This window comes from Membranihabitans maritimus (genome assembly GCF_021729145.1).
Classification (GTDB): Bacteria; Bacteroidota; Bacteroidia; order Chitinophagales; family Saprospiraceae; genus Membranihabitans; species Membranihabitans maritimus.
Window position 1 is genome coordinate 239,130 of record NZ_JAJSLW010000006.1, and the last position, 19,795, is coordinate 258,924.

The window sequence follows — 19,795 nt, forward strand, 5'->3', positions numbered from 1 at the left end:
GAACTAAAACTCAAACATCTTCGTATAATGCTCTGACTCTTCGAAGATCCCTCCACTATTTCCATAAAAGGACCTCCCTGTTTTAAAAACCCCTTTCTCCGGTTCTACCCACTCTCCATCAGACATGGGATGATAACTCATCAACCTGTCCCAGTTTTTGTAATACTGGTGGCCATTGGCCTCTTGTAGACCAACATCTATACCTGGAAAAGCGGGTAAACGTGCAGCTACATTTTTGTTCCATTCGACCAGGATCGGGTTGACAGTAAGATCTGCACAAAAACAAGGAATATCCTTTTCATATGCCAGCTGGCAAATCTTCATAGTCATACTCATTGTCTTGGCTATTGCCTTTACAGCAAATGCCGTATATCCCAGTTCTATTCTATGAGCAGCATCTTCTACAGTATGGGCACTTTCATCGGAAGCCACTCGGACCCCCATATCACCTACATACTCGTGATTGTGTTCCGGAAAAGGTTCTTCGATAACGGCCAGACGATCAAATGCCCCTATTTTTTTTGCATGATCCAAAAACCTTTGCAATGTCTCTTTCTTTTCATACCTCCCATTGGCATCAAAATAGTAAGGGATTTTTCCATCATCGGTATGGGGTGTTTCATATTCAGAAAGGGTCTTGTGAACAGCCGTTAAAAACTCTTTATCCTTTTCCAACATTTCATTTTGAGTGCCGGGGGCCCCGGTTTTCAACTTCATAATAAAAAAACCACTATCTGCTGCTTCTTTTATTTTACGAATATCAGTGCCCGTTGGAAATGAAGGGATACTGGCAACTCCGGTATGACGGGCTGACAATCCCTGCTTATATTCTTCCGGTATAACCGAATCAAAATCATCAATTTTGTTCTCAGCCGCATACAACAACCATGCTGCATTGTCAACACAAACCAGTGCATTGAGGGCAAAGGTCTTTCTCAAATCCGGATTTTGAGTAACCCTCTTTGCAAAATCGTATACTTCAGGATATATCCTATCCAACAACTCAATAGGACTTTCAAACGAAATCCCTTTTACTAACTGGAGTGCATATTCACTCACAGCATACATCAAGGCATTTCCTCCCGCTTCCGAATGAGCCCTTGCCACACTGGCATCTGACCATAAAACACCCTGCGTGCCCAATCCTACTTTCCGAATTCCTGAACTACTTTCCAGCATAGCCACAGATTGCCAACTATCTGTTATTGCCCCACCTTTAAACCGGTACGGATGCAAGGGTTCCCGTTCGAAATCAGACCCCGTTTCTACAATTTTTATCCTTTTCATTATTGATTTCATTTTTTGACTACCAAAAACATCAACAGGTAATCCTGCCAAAGCAGATCCCAAACCAATCCCTGTAAATTTCAAAAACGACCTGCGAAATATACCTTCCTTATCCGTATTACTGTACATTGCTTAAAAATTAAATGCTTACCTAATTATGCTTCCTTCCACGTTTTTCTAAGATTATCCAGGTCCCGTTTCATTGCCGCAAAAACCCGTTCCTGATTCTCTGGAGACAACTCATTCCCCCCATGCTCTGCGCCCCCCAAAGGATACTCAAAATGCATAGATACCGGAACATTAATATTTAAGTTTTTGAGAATACCAAAATATTTTTTAAAGTCTACCATACCTTCTCCAAATGGAACATTAACCGGTTCCCACTCACCTTGTTTTTGTCCCCATACAAAATCTTTAATAACTATAGTTTGAATCCGAGGGTGTATTAATTGTAATCCACTCTGCCAGGATAATCCGCCTTCTACTACCGCATGACGAATATCATATTGGGCGCCAAAATAATCACGGTCTGATTCTTTCATTAAATCCCATAATTCCCAAATTGAGGCCCCCATACGTCTTCCCGCATGATTCTGATAACAGCCTATAATTCCTAATTCTCTATTCAACTCTCCCAATTGATAGGTAACGTTTTGAAAGTGCATAATATCTTCCGGAACCGGCTTTCCTTCTCTATAGGAATAATACCCCGTCCGGTAATATTCAACTCCCTCGTCAGCAGCCGTTTTCAAAATCTTTTCTGTATCTGGCTCCAGAGGATTTGAAATCCGGGTAACCATCGTGTTCCATTTCAATCCTGCATTCTTAATAGCTGATACTGCCTTCGGCAAATCCCGTTCTACATTTTCAGGTAGAACATGTCCTCCCGGACGAACTGTTAAATCCACCCCATCAAAACCCAATTCAGCTGCTTTAGCTCCCATAGGACCATAATCCAAAAACTGCAAATGCTTGGAAAATACATTTACCTGAATTTCATCTGACCGATCTCCTTCAGTACTCCCTGATAAAATAAATTGAGGAGCAAAAGGTAATATACTCCCTAAAACTCCGGTTGTTTTTATAAAGTCCCTTCTTGAATTTAATGCTTGTATTTTTTCATCAACTTTCATAATTACAGTTTTAAATCCGACAATGATTTGATATAGAGAATTAATGATTCCATATCCGAATCCGATAAAATGCCCACAAAGGATGGCATTTCAGCACTATAACCTTCAACAATCCGCTTATCGGGCTCTAATAATGATTCTTTAAGATACAATTCATCCGCCACAGTCGTGCTACCATCTTCAAACTTACGCTCAGAACCAAAAAGATTTTTAAACGGAGGGCCATACATTCCTTCTGTTCGCGTTCCCGGGGAATGGCATCCTGCACAAGCCATCGTCTGAAAAATATTCTTTCCCTTTTCAAGCGTCGGAATTTCCTCCTCCTGATTGGATGCATATTCTTCCGGATCAAAGGTCAGTTTTTCAATCTTTACATTAATAAAACCTGACTTTTCAAGGTCGATATCATTCACTTCTTTTACTGAAAAATAAAACCCATCCTTTATTTTATAGCCATCAGAAGACAATATATCGTAGTATATTTCCATCTGTTGTATTTCAACCATATTGGGAATCACTAAAAGCACTGATTGTCTATCTTCCGACAAATGCGCAGACAGGACGGGTAGACTTTCCTCCCCCGCGCTACCATCTCTTTTGAAATGACCGGAACCATATTTCGATGTCCTATTATAATTATAGCGACTAACCTGGTAATTCCCTATTTTAGCTACTTCCTCCGGATCTAATTCTATTCCAAAGTCGAGAATTACGCCCTGTGTTCCAGCTTCAAATCCCGTGGGTAAGTAATCCGGTTGCCCCGTATACCTCAATCTGTTCAGCGAACTGACTCCTTTTGACTTTGACCCCCAGAGATTAAAGCCCGCCACATAAACCTGACCATCAATAGGGTGAGTCTCACCTTTAGATACAGGAGTAGGATAATGGGCCTGAATATAAGAGATACCGCCCTGCATTCCATTCTCCGTACTATCTATCAAAATCTTAAATAATCCCGGCCTTCCAAAGGAGATGTGAATCAATTGGTTGCTCAGGGGTCCCATTTTGTCACTTGTTGCCCATACTTGCCCCAAACCAGATTGGTCTACATTGTGCGGAATCCATAGCAAAGGCTGCGTAATTTCTGGTGTATCAACCATATGAGCGGTAGCCTCTACACCGTAGTAATCTCCTTTCCGAACCGCATATAATGGAGTAGAAGGAACGAAATTGCCTTGCTGGTCTGAAGAAGTTAAAAAGCCGGTTTTCGGATTTATCCCTAAATAAGGTCCACGCAGCCCGGTAGCTATTACCTCCATTCGTTTCCCATCTGAGGATATTTTAAGTATCGAGCCATCGTATCTTGACCCCAGACGAAAACCATCTCGTATTACTTTTGAAATCTTAGGTCCTGCATTTAAAGCTCCACCTTTGGCGATATAAAAATCTCCATTGGGATCCACTACCATATCAGCTGCCCATTCCCTGGTTTCCATTGATTGAGGCATAATATTCGAATGCATTCTGTAAAAGTCCGCTTCCCTGTCACCGTTCAAGTCCTGTAAGTGCTGAATTCCCAGGCGATCGAAAACATATATTTCATCGTTGATAATTTCGATACTCATTGGCTCATTGAGTCCAGATGCAAAGCGTTTCCAGGTTAACAAATCCAGATCATCATTTACCCCACTAACTAACCAAACATCCCCTGAAAACGTTACAACGGCCCCTGTTCCGTCTTTATAAAAGGCCACATCCATTATACGCATATTCCGCTTCCAGGGATTGGGTAATGGCAAGGTTAATTGATCTGTAACAAAGGAAGCTGTATCCGGTGATTTCTGTCCCTTTGTATACACTTCTTCCGGCCACCTGGATGCTCCCCCATCTTCCAATTTTGGGAAGGATTCTACCTGGTAATTACTAACGAATTCTTCAAAACCATTTAAACCATTTTTTGCTCCTTTCCAGGAAATAATCACTGGTTCTAAGATCTCCTCTCCTGCATTAAATTTCAGTGAAATGTATCGGTTATCTTTCACTACCCAACCAAAATGATCCGCTTCAATATTTAGTAATGCAACTGCCGTTACAGTATCCTTCTCCTGCTCGATTATAGTAACATGCCCCTCTGTTTCAGTATTTAGTCCATTTGTTATTTCCGCTAATGTAAGGAATATATCATCATTGCGCTCTTCCAATTGGTACGAACGGATAAATGTCTTTCCCCCTGAAAATTTCTCTGCTCCGGGAGTTTCTGTAATCTCGGTTTTCCCTACGTTATATTTCAAATATGCTTTTTCCCCATTAAGTATTATCCCTTCCCACAGTCCGTAATTGGGTTCTAGAGGTCCCCAGGTATATGGTCGGTCTTCGGGAATCCTTGACCTTGGATCTTCATATAATATATTTCCCAACGACCACCCGGGATAAATACCAGTAGATATCTTTTGCTTCCCTAATACCACGGGATAACTATTTCTTTTATTAAAAAAATCGCTGTATGAGACTTGCGCCATCCCTGTTAACGTCATAAAGTCATCAGTCCAAAAGACAGACCAACGTAATAAATCACTATCAAAACAGGCATATGAATCTGCACCCAGAGGGAAAATAATCCCCCTGGAAACTACATTGTTTTGAGGAAGTGATTTACTGTTATTCCTATTATCGAGGGAGGAAGTGATAAAAGGGAAATCCGCTTCTACAAAAGAGGCTAACTCAAGGGAATCAAAATGATTTTCTGTGATAATGTTTTCAGGCATTCTTTTTTGACATCCGGGCAAACCAATACAGCATGCAACGAACAGAAATAAAAAATGAAAACGAATTTCTCTTTTAACTTTCTTATTGAACAGCCGATCAATATTTCTTAAAATTAGCATATATTAATTTTTGATGTTTTTTGCTTTTTACACTGATTGAATTTACATTTTTTATTATTGAATGAAGGACCATACAAAAAGGAAGATAAAACTTATCAGGTTCCCATTAGAGAAATCAATGCAAAGTTCCAGGAGGGTTTTTCTATTCCTCCTTCCTTCAAACATTCCAACACAATATCGTATTCTTTCTTAAAATACCAAGCCATTTCAAACGCCTCCAATGATGCACGGGGATTGTAGAGAGTACCAGGTTGATATTTTGTAATCCCCGCATCCGCTCTCTCCCTATCCAATTTAACTTTTGAGTTTCTCCATTGTCGATATTCCTTCTGGCCCGTGGCATAGGGAACAACAAAATCCATTGATTTTTCTACACTTCCACTTTGCAATCCAAGGTATTCAAAAGGTTTGAAATCCGAATCCGGTTCAAAATAATCTACTATTAATCCATAAACTAATAAAGGCCGTAATCCAGAAACATGATAACTCAGTGCATCCCTGTGATGTAGATCACTACTAGAACCGTCATCAAATAACGCCCTATCGATATAATCTCTGAAATGCATTTTTGCGAAATTAATGAAGGTTTGATTATTTAAGATATATCCTATTGTTCCTACAGTCTTAATCTGTTTACTCCTCCAGTTGTTATTGGGTATATTTTCATTTTTTATTTCCTTACGAGCCATTGCCAATAACCATCGATCAATGCCCCTGCAGTCATCCCTGGAAAGAAATGACCTGAATACGTAATATGCATGGATCAAAGGTTCTAATTTATTTTCATTAATAGGATTTCCGGTAGGTAAAAATGTATTCTCCCATTCTATAATATACTTAATGGCATGGTCCCTATATTTTGTAGACCCCGACCCGTAATAGGCAAAAAGAAGTAGAGCTATCCGATCCATATCTTTGAGACAAGATTCTGATTGTTTTCTAAGTGAATCGGTATCCAGTAAACCTTCATAGTTTATTACAACTAAAGGTTGTGGTGATGTAAGAAGAATCTCTTCTGCATTTTTTACTATAGTTTCGAAATGCTGTTTGATGCTTTGATTATTGTTGATTGCTATCCTAAGGTTTTGTTGATCCTTAATTGAAAGAATATAAGTTTGCCTGATCTCTACTTCAGCAAAAGACCAATCAACCATCAACAACAGTACTGCTGTAAAAAGAACCTTATTAATAATCATAGGCAATGTAATAAAACAGGTCGGACAACAATAATGAGACTAAAACATTGCAAACAAAAAGGCAATTTCAACATTATTCTTTATCCCTATAAAACGACCTAATAATTTTCTCAATAAATACGCCTCCAATCACCAAATATAAATACAAGAACCCTTACAATATAAGGACATATCACTCCAATTATGGTACTTTTCCCGCATAGTATTTTTTTCAGAAACGTCTTATAAGAGTATATATCAAAAAAGAATTTTCAATATCGAATCCAATAATCATAATAATGAATCAACCTTTTAATCAAAATATTAAAGATAGTATATGTGTAACGATTTATTCATTCACTGTCTCCTTTAGAACCATTCCCAGCCCCATCAATAGCCCTCATGGGAGCAGAACGGGAGTAAAAACAAGTATTACAGATTGGTCTTGGGGTGTAGGCCAACGATAATATCTACAACTTTACAATTTGTTTTATGTGGCTTCAATATTTATTCTGATAAAAATTGCTAACTTTAATAGATCAATAAACTATAGAAATCTATGATATCTTTTTTGCTCATTTCTATTTTTGCATCTATGACATTTTCAATGAATAGTACTATACATGAATTTAAGGTAGAGGCTTTATCGGGTGGTGAAATTGACTTTTCTAAATTCAAAGGGAAAAAAATTCTTATAGTAAATACGGCTTCGGAATGTGGATTAACACCCCAATATGAAGGCCTTCAAAAACTCTATGAGAACCATAGAAATAAATTGATAATCGTTGGATTCCCGGCTAATAATTTTGGGGGTCAGGAGCCTGGTACCAATAGGGAGATTGCCACATTTTGCAAACAAAATTATGGTGTCTCATTCCCAATGGCTGCAAAGGTATCAGTAAAAGGGCAAGACATTCATCCTCTTTTCAAGCATTTGGTAAATGAGGCTTCCAATCTAGGCATAGAAGATCCCATTTCCTGGAATTTTACTAAATTCCTTTTGGACGAAGAAGGGAAGCTAATTACAGTATTTGCTCCAAAAATTTTACCGAATAGTGAAGAAGTCTTAACTGCAATAAATTAGTTTCGTTCATTGGTCCGGACTTCATTTCACGAAAGGAGATAAGATAGCAGAAATTAAAATACCCTCCTTTTACTTATAAACAAAAAATAATGTTTAGAATTATTTTTATCACGTTATTGATCCCTCTTTTGTTTTTACATTGTCATTCCGGGCAACCGGAAGAAAAAACCCCTCCCAATTTTATAATATTCATAGCAGACGATATCAGTTGGAATGACTTTGGGTGTTATGGTAATGACATTGTACAGACACCGAATATTGATCGAATAGCTTCTGAAGGAATCCTTTTTCATAATACCTACCTGACGGCTAGTTCGTGCAGCCCAAGTAGAATAAGTATCATCACAGGTAGATATCCGCACAACACCGGAGCAGCAGAACTTCATACGGAGCCGGAAAAAGATTTCTCCACCATCGCAAGTATTCTTCATTCCAAAAATTATTATACCGGCCACGCCGGCAAATGGCATATGGGACAACTCATAAAGCAGGGATTTGACACTGTCCAGGTCAAGGGTATAGGAGACGGAGGTGAAGATTTATGGATACAAAGTCTTAGGGATCGCGATCCCGACAAACCTTTTTTCTTTTGGTTTGCCTCCCTGGACGCCCATCGTCCCTGGGGAAAGAATCCAATGAGCGGAGTTCATTCCCCATCAGATATTGAGCCTCCATTAACACTTTTTGATGGAGACAGTACCCGTAAAGACCTGGCAAAATATTATGACGAAATCGCCCGGTTTGACGATTTTGTTGGCCAGGTAGAAAAAGAACTCGACATGCAAGGTCAGCTAAATAACACCGTCATGATTATTATGGCTGATAATGGCAGACCCTTCCCACGTGACAAAACCAGAGTGTATGACAGTGGGATGAAAACACCATTTATTATTAAATGGCCCGAAGGGATAACCCATCCAGGCACTCAATCCTACAGTTTAATTAGTTCGATAGACCTGGCCCCTACCCTAATTGATCTTTCGGGTAATGACATCCCGGAATCTTTTCAGGGTAAAAGTTTTCAGAAAGTCCTTAAGGAACCAAATTCAGAATTCAGGCAATACGTATTTTCTGAGCACAATTGGCACGATCATGAGGCCTATGAGCGAATGATCCGTTCCAAAGATTTTTTATATCTCATTAATGCACGTCCGCAATTCCCTAACCAGGGCCCGGCAGATGCCTTAAACGGACTTTCATTTAAAGAATTGGCATTAAACCAAAATTCAGGTCAACTGACACCGGCCCAACGTGACATTTTCGTATCTCCCAGGCCTGAAGAAGAATTATATGAAGTCCAAATGGATCCATTACAAGTAAAAAACCTTGCCGATGATGAAGAATACCAAGATATCAAATCAGCACTCGAAGTGGTTTTGAAAAATTGGATGCAACAAACCGGCGACTATACGCCTGACACGTTAACCCGGGATTGGTATTCAAGAGATAGTGGTAAAAGAATTGAAAAAAACTTTCAAATTCGAGGAGAAATGCCCGGTGACAAAACGAATGCCACTGAAATCAATTACGGTGGTGGTTTCCGGGAATAAATACATAATTTGTAACATAATATTGAAATCCAAGATGTAAATGCAAAAAACTTCTGAAATTATAAGACCCGGCGCATTTGAGAGTGATAGACATTGGTATCCAAAAGCACTCAATGCGACTATCCATCCCCTGGTAAAATTTTTCTTTTCCCTTAATAAAACCAGGATTATTAATCGGTATTGTCACCTCAATCCGAGGGTAGATCGAAAAAAGCTCAACGAAATACTTGAATATCGATGCAAATACTTTTTGTGGTGCGGTGCTGATTTGATCAATGCTACCTCGGAAAGTGGTAATAAAAAAATGGTTGTCATCGAGAACAATTCCAGCCCATCAGGACAGAAATCAATGCCACTACTCGACGATACAAAAGAAGAAGGGAGTTACCGGCTTCTAATCGAAAATACTTTCAAGCCCTATATCAAAAAGAAAGGATCAACAGTGGAGAATGGTAAGGTTGCTGTATTATACGATAAAAATTACGTTGAAACCTCAGGATATGCAGCCACTATTGCCGATGTATTGGAAGAAGAAGTTCTTTTGGTCCCCTTCTACAATAATCAGAATCCCCCTTTGGTAAAGCTTGAAAATAAAATTCTTTATGCTTATCACGATTCGGAATGGCACCCATTGAGAGCTGTTTTCAGATACCTTACCCAAAAGCCCTGGAATCGTCTTCCAATACAATGTAGGACAAAAATTCTTAACCCTATTATTTCATGTCTTGCAGGAGGCAGAAATAAAATGGTAGCTGCAAAGGCATATGACTTCTACAATTCAGAATTGCTACCTTTTGGATTAAAAATCAATATACCTGACACCATCTGGGATGTACGTAAAGAAGAAGTTCCCCTTTGGGTAGAAAAAATGGGAGGACATGCCGTTATCAAGGTTCCATACAGCAATGCAGGCCAAGGGGTTTTCACTATTATCAACCAAAGGGAACTGGATGAATTTATGAAGCTTACATTCGAATATGAAAGATTTATAGTACAAAGCCTGATCGGAAATTACAATTGGAGTTCACTAAGTGAAAAAGGTAAATTCTACCAGGTCGGGACCATCCCTAATTCCAAAGGAGAAACCTTTGTTACAGATCTTCGCATGATGGTTAGTTCTACATCAGAAGGAATCAAACCACTTTGTATATATTCCAGAAGAACTGAAGATCCTCTTGTCGAAGATTTAAGTTCGGGAGATGACTCCTGGAAAATGCTTGGGACCAACCTTTCGGTTAAGTTGGGTGAAAATGAATGGACCAGTGATTCAAGTCGGTTGATGTTGATGGATAGGAGGGATTTTAATAAATTGGGAATAGGTCTGGACGACTTAATTGAAGCCTATATACAAACAGTACTTTCTATGATCGCAATTGACAAAATGTGCAAAAAATTAATTTCATCAAATGGGCGTTTTAAGATGAATCTATTTCAATCAGTCAACAATGACGAAAACCTTTTAAATGAAATATTGATGCCATAACTATGATCCATCATTCACAAATAATAAAAGATATAGATTTAGACTCTGTTTCCTTAAGATCAAAAAACTACTTCTACCTTCATTTGGTATCCAACGCCCTCGGATTACCTGTTTATCTTCCCTTAATGATAGCAAAGGGGAATAAAGAAGGACCAGTCCTTGGACTTACGGCCGCCGTACATGGAGATGAAGTAAATGGGACCCAGACCATTCAAAGATTGTTCGAAGAATTAGAAGTTGATGATTTAAAAGGAACTATAATTGCTATTCCAATTGTCAATATCCCTGCATATGAGGAAGTTCAACGGAAATATACCGATGGAGAAGATCTCAATCGTATAATGCCGGGAAAAGAAAACGGTAGTGAAAGTGCCGTGTATGCACATAGATTTGTTCAAAAAATTGTATCCCATTTTAATTACTTATTAGATTTGCATACGGCAAGTGATGGCAGGATTAATTCATATTATATTCGGGCTAATTTAAAAAAACCTATTACTCGAAGACTCGCTGAATTGCAAGATGCGGACATTATCGTACACAACACCCCCTCGGATGGAACACTCAGAGGTACAGCTTCTGAAATGGGAATTCCGGCAATAACAATTGAAGTAGGGAACCCCAATACTTTTCAGAAAAAAATGATCAAGAGTGGCATGGTAGGCATTTACAATGTAATGTCCCACCTGGAAATGACAAGGGATACCATAGAAACAGATAATAGGGATACAGTGGTATGTTCCAAATCCTATTGGATATATACCGATGCCGGGGGACTTCTTACAGTATATCCCGAACTTACTCAAAAAATAAAAAAGGGTGATTTAATAGCTATCATTCGGGATGTCTTTGGGAATATAATCAAAGAATATTATGCTCCTGAAGATGGTATTGTTATTGGAAAAAGTAAAAGTCCGGCAAACAAAACCGGAGGACGAATCCTACATTTGGGAATAATTGACCGCAATGGTATATTTTCATAATCATTTCCTGACTCCAGCTTAAATTGATTTTTTATCTAACAAATTATTTCACTAATAATTGAATTTTTTGGTAAAAAAATTTGTTTCAGATAGATTATTAATCGTTTTAATTACAGCTTACATAATGATACATCCCGGGACAATACTGAAATTTATCGATGATTCGATCGGATATGGCGTATTTGCGACAGAATTTATCCCTGAAGGCACTATTACCTATGTGAAAGACAGTCTTGAAATTTCTATTACTCCGGAAGAATACCAATCACATTCGGAAGAATTGAAGCAAATAATCGAGAAATATTCTTACATAGACGAATATAATAATCGGATTATAAGTTGGGATCATGCAAAGTATGTCAACCATTGCTGTAATTGCAATACAATGAGCACTGGTTATGGCTTTGAAATAGCCATACGGTCAATCCTTCCGGGTGAACAAATTACAGATGAATATGGAATATTCAACCTTGAATACGAAAAGCCCATCCATTGTGGGCACTCTGCGTGCAGAAAGATCTTACATCCCAATGACTTTGACAGTCTTTATCATCTGTGGGATACTCAGGTAAAAAAATCCTTGGAAAAGTTCTTTGAGGTAGATCAACCCCTAATTAATTTTGTAGAACAAACGACCAGGAATGAACTAAACTCATTTTTTGTTAACCACAAAAACTATAAGTCCGTTTATTCATTAAAAGTCAAAAAAAATCTTCCTGTTTGATATTATACTTGACGGCAGGATCCTTTCAAAATGTATGGTATACCGTGTTGAAATATTAAAGCACGGTCGGTTATAAAATTTCATAAACGCTGAAATATCAGAATTCCATTCTAAGTATGTTAAACATATTTATGATTTCAATCTTCAATTTGCTTATATTGATTCCAAAATTTCATTCATTCGTGGCTAGGATAATTCAAAAGGAGATATTTATTAATAAAGGAAAAGGGCACGTTTTTCAAGCCTTATTAACACCTACTAAAATTTGTAAATGGTGGAATGCTGTTTCGGCAATTGTAGTTCCTAAAAGAAATGGGATATTTACAGTTGCCTGGGGACCTAGCATAGATAGTCCAGACTATATAATTATATCTAAAATCAAAGAAATAGTCCAAAACCGATTAATCGTATTAACGAGTATAGACTATTATTATAAGTTGGGAGACATTCCATTCCATACAAACCTGGAATCCCGATTAACACTAAAAAAATCAAAGAATGGCACTTTACTTCAACTTACTTCCACAGGATTCCCGGACGATAAAATAGCTGATGATTTTTATAAAGCAAGTTGTGAAGATTGGGAGGACGCATTGCAATCAGTAAAATTATTTTTAGAATAATAATAAAAATGAACCTGGATGAAGCAATAAAACTAATTAATAAAACCAAAATCCCATCTCATTCTGTAAAGTGGACAGATCTGGGCTGCGGTTCGGGCCTTTTTACAGCTGCTCTTTTAACACTCTTACCTGCCGGAAGTAGTATCTATGCCCTGGACAAAATCGATAATTTTCAAGTAAATATTGACGATAAAAAACAGTCAAATATCCAGTTTATACAAAAGGATATTACGGATTTTCCACTTCCCTTCAAAGAATTAAACGGATTTATTATGGCCAACTCCCTTCACTACATCCCTTCCCCTGAAGAATATTTAATAAAACTAAAGTCCTACCTGGTTCTACATAGCCAAATTGTAATTGTTGAGTACGATACTGATGAACCCGCAGGGCAATGGGTTCCCTATCCAATAAGTTATTCAAAATTACAATCTATTTGTCTGTCTTTAAGCAAAAACAAAATATCCAAGATTGGAACATATTCATCCGTTTATGGCAATAATAATCTATACGCTGCATTATTGGATTTATAAATTTATTTTTAATCGAAAAGTACCCCGCTTACTTAAACACACACTCCCTACGCCATTAAATATAGTTTCAAACAATAAAAACATAATCAATAATCAACGCAAACACACCCATTCAATTACACCTCTCCAAACATTTAACAATGTTAATAATTTACAAAATTAACTTTAACAATTGAACTCACAAATATCAAGCAATATAAAAAAATAATAAACCGTTTTTGAATCCATATAATTAATTAAAAAGGTAAAAACATTATCTTATGAACACAAATGGTTTATTTAAACTAATCCCCATTTTTGTATTATTAATTTCTTTTGCTTGTGAAAAAGATGAAGAAATAATAGACGATGGTACGGATGCAAAAGGAACAATTAGTCTGGAAATAACTGATGCCCCAATCGACAATTCAGAAGTTGAAGGTGCTTTCATAACAGTTTCTGGAATCAAGATTGACGGGACACAAGTTGAAGGGTTTGAAAAAACTACGATTGATTTATTGGCCTATCAAAATGGAGAGACACGGACGTTGGGCGAAATTGAGACTTTAGCGAAATCCTACAATTCGGTTACATTAATCCTGGATAATGCTGCCGACGCAGAGGGAAATGCTCCCGGAAGCTATGTATTGGATAGTGATGGCAATAAGCACGCACTTTCTACATTGGACTCCAGTATGCTTATGTCTGAATTCGACTTTGTGGTTGAAGAAGAATCAATGACTAATTTAGTTTTAGATTTTGACTTGCGCAAAAGTGTAAAATGGGAGGACAATAATTCAGATGATCAATTTGATTGGATAAGTGAAGAAAATTTATCCAATGCATTGAGAATAATTAATAAAGATGAAAGTGGAATGATTACCGGAAACTGTACCGATTCACTTTCTCAAAGTGACAAAGTTCTAGTATTTGCATACCATAAAGGTAGCTTTGATGAAAGTACTGAATTGGAATATTCCTCAGACAGTTTGTTATTCCAAAATGCAGTTACAAGTGCAGAGGTACAACCTAATGGTGATTATGCACTTCACTTTTTAAATCCGGGTGACTACGAATTGCACCTGGCATCCTTCATAGAGGATGAATTTTCAGGAAATTTGGAATTTGATGGAATGATAGAACTCGATGTTTTATCAGATGTAGATATTTCTACGATTTCGGTAGAAACATCAGGTACTACAACCATAGACCTTTCCCTTACGGGAATTTTATCATTGTAAAAAATTCTAATTAACTTTTTACGCAAATTTTTTTTCGGTAAAATTGGAAGGTGCTCTTGAAATTTCAAGAGTACCTTTTTTAAATTCAAAAAATAAATGAAACTTACATCCGTTGTCATAAGTGAAAATCAATACAACCATTAAATACTGAAAAAAGAATTGAAAAAATGAATATACACACTACCCCTTTTGTCAAGCTTAAGTCATGGGCTGCCATGTTTGCAATAATATCTTCAATGGCTTTGTTTTCTTGTAATAACGGAGAAAATAAAAGTCTGCCGGGAGATTCAGCTCCAGGCTCTACACCAGCATTACAGCAAAATAACAACCAGAATTCCCAACAAAATCAGAACGCACAGAACCAAAAGCCGGTACTTGGCCAACAACCAGCACAAACCCAACAACCAAAAGGAGACCGGGGAATTTCCCACTACATCTGTGTAAATAACTGCGTGGGAAGCGGAAGTAGTAACAACGGAAACTGTCCAATATGTGGTGAAGCATACGTACATAATGATCTCTATCATCAAGTAGGTAACGAGGAAGAAGGACAACAACAATCTCTACAACCACAAAGACAACAACCAGCCACCACTGATGGTAGACCTCCTTCAATATTTAACACCCCCCAAAATCAAGGGCTACAATCCAGTCAACCTTCACAACAACCCCAGGCACCTGCTAAAAATGCGCAGGGAGAATTCCACTATGTTTGCAGCCAGGGATGTGCAGGAGGTTCCGGATCCGGAGGTAATTGCTCATCTTGTGGTACAGCATTAGTTCATAATAGTGCTTATCACCAATAAATCTCGTAATAGGAAGTAAATTCTTATATATTCGATATATTACTTTCAAATTAGCGATTGCGCAAATAAGCTAACTCTTGACTTCCCTTTATGAATTAAGGCTGGCAAAAAGAGAATAGATTAATTTTCAAAAGGTTTTTATACAATACTGGGGTATAAAAACCTTTCTTTTTTTAACTATTTTTGGTCAATCACAAATTCACTCGTATGAATATCTCAATGGACCACTCCAGTAATTCTAGGCTTTACACTACCAACCCTTCCCAGATATATTTCATTCTTCTCCTTCTCTTTGCACCCTTTTCAAGCCAAAGTCAACAACTTCAACCCGGATTTGACAAGGTAGAATATTCCGAATTATTAAAAATTGCTGCTCATACAACGAATGATAGTAATTACTATTCTAATTTTCCTCCAACAAAAGCGCAACTAGTTTATGCTTCAAAAACAATAGGGCTTAAAAACCATTGGCAATTATGGATTCAAAAAGATAATGTTGCTGTAATAAGTATCCGGGGTACAACCGCAGAATCTGATAGTTGGTTAGCCAACCTTTATGCTGCAATGGTTCCGGCAAAAGGACAACTCTCCCTCAAAGGAAATTTCGAATTCCAATACAATTTATCCGATCACCCTCAGTCAGCAGTTCATGTAGGGTGGTTAATAAGTACTGCATTTCTTTCACAGGATATTATTCCAAAAATAGATTCCTGCTATAATCAGGGGATACGCGATTTCATTATTACCGGACACAGCCAGGGAGGGGCCATTTCCTACTTAATCACTTCGCATTTACTCAGTCTACAAGAATCCAATGAGATTCCGGGTGATATACAATTTAAGACCTACTGCAGTGCGGCACCGAAACCCGGAAATTTGTATTATGCCTACGAATTCGAAAATCAAACAGCAGGGGGATGGGCTTTTAATATCGTGAATACTGCAGATTGGGTTCCTGAAGTCCCCGTATCTATCCAAACCCTTCAGGATTTTAATACAGTCAATCCTTTTACAAATGTAGCAACCATTATAAAACAGCAAAAAGGATTTTTAAGTCGGGTGGCAATGCGGCATGCATTTAAGAAATTGTATAAACCAACTGCCAAAGCAAAAAAGAATTATCAAAAAATATTGGGTAATTTCACTTCCGGAAGAGTAAAGAAAGTTTTACCAGGGTTCCAACCACCAAAATATTTTGATAGCAACCACTATGTAAGAACGGGAAATACTATTGTCTTATCGCCTAATGAAGAATATTTCAAAAAATTTCCTAATGAAAAGGATAAAATTTTTATTCATCACGATATCAAACCGTATTTTCACCTAATTACTAATCAATTTTAAAAACGTATGAAAATCTCAACTTTATTTTATTGTACTGCAATATTTTTCTTTGTATCCGCCTGTAATAATTCTACGGAATCGCCATCAGAAGAAATTGCAGAAGCAACTACAAAAACACAAGAAATGGATAATAGTGAAAAAAAACTCAGACACGCTGTCTTTTTTAAATTTAAAGAAAGCGCAACCCAAAGTGACATCGACAAAGTACAAAAGGCTTTTTCTGCCCTTCCCGATAAAATCCCCCAAATAAAAGGATACGAATGGGGGACGAATAATAGTCCCGAAGGTCATGATAAGGGCTTCACCCATTGCTTTTTCCTTACTTTTGACAGCGAAGAAGGAAGAGCCGCTTACTTACCCCATCCTGATCATAAAGCATTTGGAGAATTGTTAGGACCACACCTTGAAGATGCTTTTGTTTTTGACTACTGGACAAATGAAGAATAATTTCAATATCCTGATTGCACCGGATTCTTTCAAAGAAAGTTTAACGGCCATTCAGGTTTGCGATGCTATTGAAAAAGGCATTCGTAACACGGGAAAAAAATTCAACATTCAAAAAGTCCCTATGGCGGATGGTGGCGAAGGTACTTTGCAATCCCTTGTAGATGCCAAAAATGGTACCATAGTCCAATGTATATCACACGATCCGCTAATGCGACCTATAAAAACAAAATACGGAGTGCTGGATGGCGGTAAAACGGCCGTAATTGAAATGGCACAGACATCGGGATTGGAATTACTAACAATACGCGAACGCAATCCCCTCTGCACCACTACTTATGGCACAGGAGAGCTTATAAAAAACGCCCTGGATCAGGGTTGTGAAAATATCATAATTGGCATTGGCGGAAGTGCAACCAATGATGGTGGCGCCGGAATGCTGGATGCCCTTGGTGTCCAATTTCTCAATAATAAGGGTAATACCATTCCCAAAGGTGGTGGAGGTCTCAGTGAGTTATATACTATTAATACCGAGACTTTGGATCCCCGGTTACATAGCTGCAATATTTCAGTTGCCTGTGACGTCACCAATCCTTTGCTTGGAGAAAAAGGGGCTACACGTGTATTTGGAAAACAAAAAGGAGCTAGTGATGAAATGTTAGTGGAATTGGAAAACAACCTACATAAATATTCAGGTTTACTGGAAAATTCCTTTGGGAAAAAAGTTGCAACTATTCCCGGTTCCGGAGCTGCCGGAGGCCTGGGTGCAGGTCTGTTGGCATTGCCCAACTGCCAACTCAGGTCTGGCTTTGAAATAGTAAAAGAACTTGTAGAGTTAGAACAAAAAGTTGATTGGGCAAACCTGATTTTTACCGGAGAAGGAAAAACAGATGCACAAACCCAATTTGGAAAAGTACCCTACGGAATTGCTCAAATAGCCAAAAAAAGAAAAATTCCAGTAGTGTGTCTGTCCGGCACCCATGGTCCTGATACAGAAATATTAAACAAAGAGGGAATCACTGCCATATTTTCGATACTTGACGGCCCTATGAACCTACAGGAAGCTATGCGTAATACTCCATTTTTATTGCAAAAAACGGCTGAACAAGTAATGCGGGTCTTTCTAATTCAAAATCAAAACGCGTTATGATTAGTCTTCTTCTCATCTTAGCAATCGGTATAGTCTTTATCATTGTATCAACATCGAGATTTAATTTACACCCGTTTTTAGCATTGCTGATCACGGCATACTTTGTGGCTTTTAGTGCAGGGATCCCAAGCGGTGAAATAAGCTCCATCATCGGGCAGGGTTTTGGAAAAACCCTCAGCGGCATTGGGCTGGTAATAATCGCCGGTACATTGATCGGTGTAATCCTGGAAAAATCAGGAGCAACGATTACTATTTCAAACAGCATTCTGAAATTAGTATCCGAAAAAAGGCCTTCTACAGCCATGAGTATTATCGGGTACATCGTATCCATCCCGGTTTTTTGTGACGCTGCGTTTGTAATCCTTTCAGCCCTGAATAAATCCCTGTCTGAAAAAACTCAAAAATCAATCATTCCGATATCCATAGCTCTTTCTACCGGTCTTTATGCACCCCATGTCCTCATTCCACCGACTCCTGGCCCTATAGCAGCTGCCGCCAACCTCCAAATGGAAAATTTATTCCTCGTAATTATGACCGGGATTATTATCGCCATACCTGTAGTAGCAGTAGGTAATATTTATGCGGGGTTTCTTTCGAAAAAATACACCTTCGTTCCCAATCAAGATATAGATCAGAATATCGCAACGAAATCTATCTCTGAAAAATCATTGCCTGGAATTATACCTTCCCTGGCCCCGATCCTTTTGCCTATACTATTGATGGCTTTGGGTACCATTGCGGCCTTTTACAAAACCGGAGATGCTGATCCCAATGCTATTATTTCTATTTTGGAATTCCTCGGTTCCCCCACTAATGCATTGATTGTGGGTTTGGGGTGTGCTTTTGTTCTCTTGCCCCGATACGATAAAACTACTCTGACAGACTGGATGGAAAAAGGGCTCACAAATGCCGCTAAGATTCTTGTAATTACGGGTATCGGAGGTGCACTGGGTGCTGTTATCCAATACCTCCCCCTCAAGGAATATCTAAGCGAAGGATTTATCAACAACAATCTGGGAATTCTGATACCTTTTATCATCGCTGCTATCCTAAAGACCGCACAAGGCTCTTCTACCGTAGCAATAATTACCGCCTCTGCTATTGTTTACCCTATCTTATCAGGATTGGGATTGGATTCCGAAATGGGGAAAACATGGGTTATTATGGCGATTGGGGCCGGAGCTATGACCGTATCCCATGCAAATGACAGTTATTTCTGGGTAGTTTCCCAATTCAGTGGAATGAATATCAAAACGGCCTATCGGACCCATACCATTGCCACATTGCTCCAGGGAACAACCGGACTTATTTTTACCTATATCGGGTATTTGTTGTTGGGAAGTTAGGGTAGTTCGGTAGTTCGGTAGTTCGGTAGTTCGGTAGTTCGGTAGTTCGGTAGTTCGGTAGTTCGGTAGTTCGGTAGTTCGGTAG

Annotated in this window: 17 protein-coding genes; 13 read left to right on the forward strand and 4 right to left on the reverse strand. The window is 38.3% G+C overall.

Annotation, left to right across the window (positions count from 1 at the left end; all coding sequences use genetic code 11):
* Window positions 1–3 precede the first annotated feature (3 nt).
* The 4 genes from LVD47_RS09250 to LVD47_RS09265 all read right to left on the reverse strand — a co-directional run bounded on the left by LVD47_RS09250 (window position 4) and on the right by LVD47_RS09265 (window position 6,441).
* The gene (locus LVD47_RS09250) at window positions 4–1,416 is read right to left on the reverse strand and encodes an enolase C-terminal domain-like protein (protein ID WP_236975461.1); all 1,413 of its coding nucleotides are present in this window, start codon (window positions 1,414–1,416) and stop codon (window positions 4–6) included.
* 26 nt (window positions 1,417–1,442) lie between these two features.
* The gene (locus LVD47_RS09255) at window positions 1,443–2,420 is read right to left on the reverse strand and encodes a sugar phosphate isomerase/epimerase family protein (RefSeq protein WP_236975463.1); all 978 of its coding nucleotides are present in this window, start codon (window positions 2,418–2,420) and stop codon (window positions 1,443–1,445) included.
* Between the two features lie 2 nt (window positions 2,421–2,422).
* The gene (locus LVD47_RS09260) at window positions 2,423–5,245 is read right to left on the reverse strand and encodes a DUF6797 domain-containing protein (protein WP_236975465.1); all 2,823 of its coding nucleotides are present in this window, start codon (window positions 5,243–5,245) and stop codon (window positions 2,423–2,425) included.
* Window positions 5,246–5,340: 95 nt separating this feature from the next.
* Window positions 5,341–6,441, reverse strand: a complete 1,101-nt coding sequence (locus tag LVD47_RS09265) for an alginate lyase family protein (RefSeq protein ID WP_236975467.1) — start codon at window positions 6,439–6,441, stop codon at window positions 5,341–5,343.
* 538 nt (window positions 6,442–6,979) lie between these two features.
* Here LVD47_RS09265 and LVD47_RS09270 point away from each other — a divergent pair.
* The 13 genes from LVD47_RS09270 to LVD47_RS09330 all read left to right on the forward strand — a co-directional run bounded on the left by LVD47_RS09270 (window position 6,980) and on the right by LVD47_RS09330 (window position 19,710).
* Complete coding sequence (locus LVD47_RS09270) at window positions 6,980–7,504, forward strand: glutathione peroxidase (RefSeq protein ID WP_236975469.1); 525 nt, start codon at window positions 6,980–6,982, stop codon at window positions 7,502–7,504.
* Between the two features lie 89 nt (window positions 7,505–7,593).
* Window positions 7,594–9,054, forward strand: coding sequence for a sulfatase family protein (locus LVD47_RS09275; protein ID WP_236975471.1), 1,461 nt, complete (start codon window positions 7,594–7,596; stop codon window positions 9,052–9,054).
* Window positions 9,055–9,094: 40 nt separating this feature from the next.
* A complete protein-coding gene (locus LVD47_RS09280; RefSeq protein ID WP_236975472.1) occupies window positions 9,095–10,537 on the forward strand; it encodes an ATP-grasp domain-containing protein in 1,443 nt (480 codons plus the stop codon).
* A gap of 2 nt (window positions 10,538–10,539) precedes the next feature.
* Window positions 10,540–11,520, forward strand: a complete 981-nt coding sequence (locus LVD47_RS09285) for a succinylglutamate desuccinylase/aspartoacylase family protein (protein ID WP_236975473.1) — start codon at window positions 10,540–10,542, stop codon at window positions 11,518–11,520.
* A 67-nt stretch (window positions 11,521–11,587) separates the two neighbouring features.
* The gene (locus LVD47_RS09290) at window positions 11,588–12,244 is read left to right on the forward strand and encodes an SET domain-containing protein (RefSeq protein WP_236975474.1); all 657 of its coding nucleotides are present in this window, start codon (window positions 11,588–11,590) and stop codon (window positions 12,242–12,244) included.
* Window positions 12,245–12,426: 182 nt separating this feature from the next.
* Window positions 12,427–12,867, forward strand: coding sequence for an SRPBCC family protein (locus LVD47_RS09295; protein ID WP_236975475.1), 441 nt, complete (start codon window positions 12,427–12,429; stop codon window positions 12,865–12,867).
* 8 nt (window positions 12,868–12,875) lie between these two features.
* Complete coding sequence (locus tag LVD47_RS09300; protein WP_236975476.1) at window positions 12,876–13,400, forward strand: methyltransferase domain-containing protein; 525 nt, start codon at window positions 12,876–12,878, stop codon at window positions 13,398–13,400.
* Window positions 13,401–13,660: 260 nt separating this feature from the next.
* A complete protein-coding gene (locus LVD47_RS09305; protein WP_236975477.1) occupies window positions 13,661–14,620 on the forward strand; it encodes a DUF4382 domain-containing protein in 960 nt (319 codons plus the stop codon).
* Window positions 14,621–14,787: 167 nt separating this feature from the next.
* Window positions 14,788–15,426, forward strand: coding sequence for a hypothetical protein (locus tag LVD47_RS09310; protein WP_236975479.1), 639 nt, complete (start codon window positions 14,788–14,790; stop codon window positions 15,424–15,426).
* Between the two features lie 207 nt (window positions 15,427–15,633).
* Window positions 15,634–16,770, forward strand: coding sequence for a lipase family protein (locus tag LVD47_RS09315; protein ID WP_236975481.1), 1,137 nt, complete (start codon window positions 15,634–15,636; stop codon window positions 16,768–16,770).
* A 6-nt stretch (window positions 16,771–16,776) separates the two neighbouring features.
* The gene (locus tag LVD47_RS09320; RefSeq protein WP_236975482.1) at window positions 16,777–17,217 is read left to right on the forward strand and encodes a Dabb family protein; all 441 of its coding nucleotides are present in this window, start codon (window positions 16,777–16,779) and stop codon (window positions 17,215–17,217) included.
* Window positions 17,207–18,364, forward strand: coding sequence for a glycerate kinase (locus LVD47_RS09325; RefSeq protein WP_236975484.1), 1,158 nt, complete (start codon window positions 17,207–17,209; stop codon window positions 18,362–18,364). Before LVD47_RS09320 ends, LVD47_RS09325 begins: the two co-directional genes overlap by 11 nt.
* Complete coding sequence (locus tag LVD47_RS09330; RefSeq protein ID WP_236975486.1) at window positions 18,361–19,710, forward strand: GntP family permease; 1,350 nt, start codon at window positions 18,361–18,363, stop codon at window positions 19,708–19,710. The genes LVD47_RS09325 and LVD47_RS09330 overlap by 4 nt, the downstream gene beginning before the upstream one ends.
* Window positions 19,711–19,795 lie beyond the last annotated feature (85 nt).